This window comes from Nocardia sp. NPDC049190, from assembly GCF_040648115.1.
In the GTDB taxonomy this organism is placed as follows: Bacteria; Actinomycetota; Actinomycetes; order Mycobacteriales; family Mycobacteriaceae; genus Nocardia.
Genome location: NZ_JBEZDE010000095.1, coordinates 1 through 4,623, shown reverse-complemented (window position 1 = coordinate 4,623; position 4,623 = coordinate 1). Strand labels below are relative to the sequence as shown.

Below are 4,623 nucleotides of genomic sequence, written 5' to 3'. Positions count from 1 at the left end.
TGGCTCACCCCGACCGAATTCGAGAAGACCAATCGACACCTACAATCGGTGTCCTGACTCTCGCAACCCGGCGGACATCAAGCCGAGACAGCCCAAGCCGGTCCCTTACCCGTGACGGTTCACGCTGAGGTTACTCGCACGGGTCGACTTCGACCTTGTTGGTGTTTCCTTGCTCTTCGGCTCACGCAGCGGGACCATCACCGTCAAGATGCCCGAACTCAGGTGGCGTCGATGCCGTCGTCCTCGGCTCCGGGCGGCAATGTCACCTTCCTGGCGAAGAAGCCCTAGCTGAACTCGGAGCGGCCTTTCTCCTGACTCCTGCTGCTTTTCGCCGCGCTGGGCTTTGACGGTGAGTGTCGGGCACGGACATCTGCACCCACGTGGTAGCGGGCGATGTCCACTGGGGAGTTCGACTGCTCGCTCACGACGGTGATTCTTCTCGAAAGCAAACTGGATGGAGCACAGTGAAGACCATATGGTGAATGGTGGCTGGTGCGACGCTACGGTGGAAGTCGTCCAACGGAGGTTCTGGGTCGAAAATGGGCACGAATCCCCCACGGACGCTTGATCGGTCGCTGACCGATGCTATGCAATCGAGTAAGGAAGTAAAGATGATTTCTGACAAGAGCCTCGGCCGCGTGCTGGTACGTGGCGCAGTTTCGGCCACGCTCGTGCTGACGCCGGCTGCGGTCCTGGCAACCCCCGCGCTTGCTGCTCCGGTGGTGCTCGAGCCCGCCGACGAGAACGTGACTCCCACCGATCAGAGTAAGACCGCCGACAATTTCGGCGATTTCATTCACCGCGGCGGCCGTGGCTGGGGCCGTGGCTGGGGTAGCGGGTCTGCCGGGAGCTGCTGAGCTGACATGACTACGGCCACTCTGGCCCCGTCCGGGTGGCCGTAGGGTCTGCCGCAGCATGCCCGACACGGGGCTCAGCGACCACTTCTTGCGGATCATTGGTTGTGCGGATGCCGGTGCGTGATTTCGGTTCGCCGCGCCGCTTTTCAGCGTTGCCGGTGTACTTCCAAGCACGCGAGGCGGCACAGGTAGTCGCCAGAGTCATCCTGGTCGGCCGGAGGTCGCGCCGGGCGGGTGTAATCGAGTAGAGGTAATCGAATTCCTCGGGTTCGAGAAACGTCGGCTCGTAGTGCCTCGGCGGTAGCGTCGAGTCCTCGCATGGATCCCATGGCATCAACCGACGACGCACAGCGACCTTCAGGCCCGCGTTCAGGAACCCCTGTTTGTCGGCGATGGTCCTGCCGCTCGCGCCGTCAGTTCGCATATCCGAGATCCATTCTCGGACAATCGAGTTCGCTCGGCGTCGGCCTCGCACAGCATCGGTAGCAGCAGATCACCCCCGTCCGGGCCGATGCCGTTGTCGGAATAGCTCGGGGGTACTTGTCGCCTTACTGAATGCCGGTCAGGCTGTCGATGTAGGTCGGAATGAACAGGTTTAGCGTGACAGCGTTCGCGGTGTGCGCGGACTGCTCGGCGGCGAGGATGTGCCGCGCCGTCTCCGGCCCTGCGCGCCACGCGAATACGGCGTCGTGATCGTCGAGAGATTCTGAAATCTGGGTCGCCTTGCGGGTCGCTACGTCCTGGACGCGACACAGGACTTGGGTGTGCGACGTGCCGTCCTTGCCTGTAACGATCGAATGCTCGACACGTGAAGCGGCTCCGTTCGGAGGCGGTCAACCCCTGCTGGATCCCCGGTGCCCCCCGGAATGCAGGTCATTTGTCGATGACTACTCGATAGAGATGGCATCACAGCCCTGACCTGCACGTTTCCAGTGGAGCGAAGGGGACTCGAACCCTTCGATTTCCAGGTGTTTTACTGCTGCTGGCGTACCCCCATCCGGTCAGCCTGCCACTATGGCACATGTCGTGCTCCAACGGGAACAGATGAGCAAATGTGGTACGGATCGCACCGATACTCGGTGGGCAGACCTTCGGGTTCGTGTGGCCACCGATCGGCGGGCAGAAGATCGCACGGTCTCAATACCAGTGATGGGCTTGCCAGAATTTCCAGGCCCCGTCCGGGCCGCCATAACGCCTGTTCATGTAGTCGTAGGTCCACCGGATCTGTGTCACCGGATTGAATAGCCAGTCGGCGCCGTGGGTGGCCATCTTCTCCGGTGGTAGCGCCTGGCCCAGTCCGTACGCGCCGCTATCCGGGTTGGTGGCGAATACGTTCCAGCTGCTTTCATGTGTGATGACTTTGTCGAACGAGTCGAATTGATGGAGCGGGACGATGGTCAGGGCGATGATCCGAAGTACGAGCGGTGATATCGCCAACGAACCCACCTTCCGGCCGAGCGGCAGGCCCGTGGACATGGTGTCGACGGCCGGCGGACCGCCGTAGATTTCCGGTGTGGCCACCGCCGTCGGGGCGATAATACAGAGTGACGCCGCCGAGGTGGACAAGAGAATGGGGAATTTCAGTTTTCGGAGGACTCTGCATATACCGGAGCGAGTTCGATTCGGCATCTGTTGTTCGTCCTTTCGCATTCGACAGCAACTGTCTTCGAACGCTGCAGAACGAAAGTAACCGAACAATTGCAAATAGTGTCGGAGGCGCTGCGAGAATCGGCCGATCCGACACATGGGCTCACGGTGAGTCACAGACCGAGCAATCGGATCTACAGCGACTCGCCGGATGATGAGCAGGTGTCCACGACGGGTAGCCCACTACATCGAGGCAACGGCTGTCATCCCGTCCCTCCCGCTCAGGTCACAAGCATAGTCAGTCCGGCTCGCACTGCCTCGTACGGCCGAGATCTGCATGTCTCGGCACACTGTCGGCGCACTGAAAGCTGCCGATGACCTGCGAAAACCTGCGATTTGGAGTTCGCGAATCGACCCAATAGAGAAGTCGTTGCCAGCGCGGTCACAGCACTGAAAGTTGCGCCGACAGCGGCCCTGGGATCGACCCTGACACACCCCCACTCGCGGGCCGCGGCCAGCACCGGCTTCGAGTCCACCCCCTATCGACGCTGGCCGACATCGAGCCCCCGGGCGAGACGGATGATCTTGTCGGCCTCAGCCGTGATGCTCGCATCCCGACTGCGGTCGGCGATCCGACGAGCAGCGCGCACGATTCCGCGGATGTGATCAGCACGATCTCGACCAGCCGTCGCATCGTCCGTTTGATCTGCCACCGGATCCCCTCCCATCGATGTCGATGCATGGAACGGTAGCCGACCACCGATGTAACGGATCACGGCGGTTCCTCGGTTCTTCTCGATCCAGGGCATGACCACAACCGTGAACCGAGCAGGGGGCCTTCCTGACATCCACCCTCCCCCTGCGTCTCCCGACAGTCGGCGCTGCGACGTACCGAATTATCCGTCTCCGATAGCGTTGGAAAAAGCCTGAGAAGCAGCCCGCGCCCAGGAACCCACTCGAGATGATTCACCCGCCCGCTCAACGCGGCGAGATCACCTTCGCCGACCGCTGGCCCAACGCCCAAACCTACTGATGGAAACCGCCGTAAACACCGTTAGCGAGATAGACCCCAGCGGAAGGCGGTTCCGGGGAGTAATTGTCAATTTCTGTGTATCTCGTGTGGCTCATAGTGCTCGCAGCCAGTGATCGAGGGCTGCGAAGTCCTCGCCGTTGAGTCCTCGGAACGGCTCGACGCGCCGCAGGAGTGCAGGGCCGCGATGATGGGTGGCGACCCAGGTGTAGTCGGCGTCGGTAATCTCGTCGTCGACCCAGGCGAACGGGCGTCCGGCGGCCCAGTCCACCAGGGTCCGGGTCTCCCAGCACAGCCCGAACCACCGGTCCTCGCGTTCGTGCTCAGTGGAGGGCTCCGGCCACCGCACGACCGGCAGTTGTGGCAGCCCGAGCCGGGGCGCGATCTCGGCATTTGCCTTGTCTTCCCATGTCGTGGCCCAGACCAGCTGGCATGGCAGCTCCGCCAGCCGGTAACCCGCCTCGAGTCTGAGCCGCGAGAAGTGCGAGTCCGACACGACACTGCACGGCTCGCGCTCGGGGTCGTCCCCGAAAGGGCGAAGCGGCCCGTCGACATCGAGGAACAGCGGTGGGTGTTGTGGGTGATCGGTCATGCTGCGGTGCCCTGTTCGCGCTCAACGAAGACGCCGCGTTCGAAACGCGCCCCGGCTCGCACGAGGGCGGCCAGGTGTGGTGCGTTGACCGCTCGCCAGCGGGTTTGATCGGCCTCGATCAGCTTGTAGGCCATCGCCAACCCAGCCGCCCGCGACTCCGGACCCTTGGTGACTTTCGTGCGCAAACGCACGGTCACGAAGGTGGATTCGATCGGGTTGGTGGTGTGCAGATGGATCCAGTCGTTTGACCTGGTGTTCAGCAATTTTCGTCGACTTCTCGGCGACCGTTCGCGACCTGCTGGTTTACCGAACCGATGTTGATGCCATCAACGTAGCGCAGCCACGGACCGCGTTGATCCATCAAACACGATTCGCCACCCATCCGCGACTGCCGAGACGCAAGTGGACGCGATGTACGTGGGAGTCCAGGTGCATCACGGTCGGGCGTCGAGGCCAACACAGTCAGCGGCAGCAGTTGGGGTCGAGCACGACGCATAGTGCGGCGAGCGCGTCGCGGTGGGCTCGGTGGATGACATTCATACCGTGCCGTTCGGAGC

The 4,623-nt window shown here is 62.4% G+C and carries 4 protein-coding genes and 2 pseudogenes; 1 reads left to right on the top strand and 5 read right to left on the bottom strand.

Features of this window, described 5'->3' with window-relative positions; genetic code table 11:
• Positions 1 to 611: 611 nt before the first annotated feature.
• Positions 612 to 857, top strand: a complete 246-nt coding sequence (locus AB0B25_RS31920) for a hypothetical protein (protein WP_357187511.1) — start codon at positions 612 to 614, stop codon at positions 855 to 857.
• Positions 858 to 867: 10 nt separating this feature from the next.
• Here the strand turns inward: AB0B25_RS31920 and AB0B25_RS31915 are convergent, their stop codons facing one another.
• The 5 genes and pseudogenes from AB0B25_RS31915 to AB0B25_RS31895 form a co-directional block, all read right to left on the bottom strand.
• The gene (locus tag AB0B25_RS31915; protein WP_357187508.1) at positions 868 to 1,281 is read right to left on the bottom strand and encodes a hypothetical protein; all 414 of its coding nucleotides are present in this window, start codon (positions 1,279 to 1,281) and stop codon (positions 868 to 870) included.
• A gap of 713 nt (positions 1,282 to 1,994) precedes the next feature.
• Positions 1,995 to 2,423 (bottom strand): transglycosylase SLT domain-containing protein, encoded by a 429-nt coding sequence (locus AB0B25_RS31910; protein ID WP_357187505.1) that lies wholly within the window; start codon positions 2,421 to 2,423, stop codon positions 1,995 to 1,997.
• A 1,145-nt stretch (positions 2,424 to 3,568) separates the two neighbouring features.
• The gene (locus AB0B25_RS31905) at positions 3,569 to 4,066 is read right to left on the bottom strand and encodes an HAD domain-containing protein (RefSeq protein ID WP_357187502.1); all 498 of its coding nucleotides are present in this window, start codon (positions 4,064 to 4,066) and stop codon (positions 3,569 to 3,571) included.
• Positions 4,063 to 4,305: pseudogene (locus AB0B25_RS31900) on the bottom strand (IS256 family transposase); the annotation flags it as partial. The pseudogene AB0B25_RS31900 and the gene AB0B25_RS31905, both read right to left, overlap by 4 nt.
• 223 nt (positions 4,306 to 4,528) lie before the next feature.
• A pseudogene (locus AB0B25_RS31895) lies at positions 4,529 to 4,623 on the bottom strand (transcriptional regulator); the annotation flags it as partial.

What these genes read in the sequence shown, in the direction of transcription:
- AB0B25_RS31915 (WP_357187508.1), bottom strand. Translation starts at nt 1,281, where the DNA reads ATGCGAACTGACGGCGCGAGCGGCAGGACCATCGCCGACAAACAGGGG.
- AB0B25_RS31920 (WP_357187511.1), top strand. Translation starts at nt 612, where the DNA reads ATGATTTCTGACAAGAGCCTCGGCCGCGTGCTGGTACGTGGCGCAGTT.
- AB0B25_RS31905 (WP_357187502.1), bottom strand. Translation starts at nt 4,066, where the DNA reads ATGACCGATCACCCACAACACCCACCGCTGTTCCTCGATGTCGACGGG.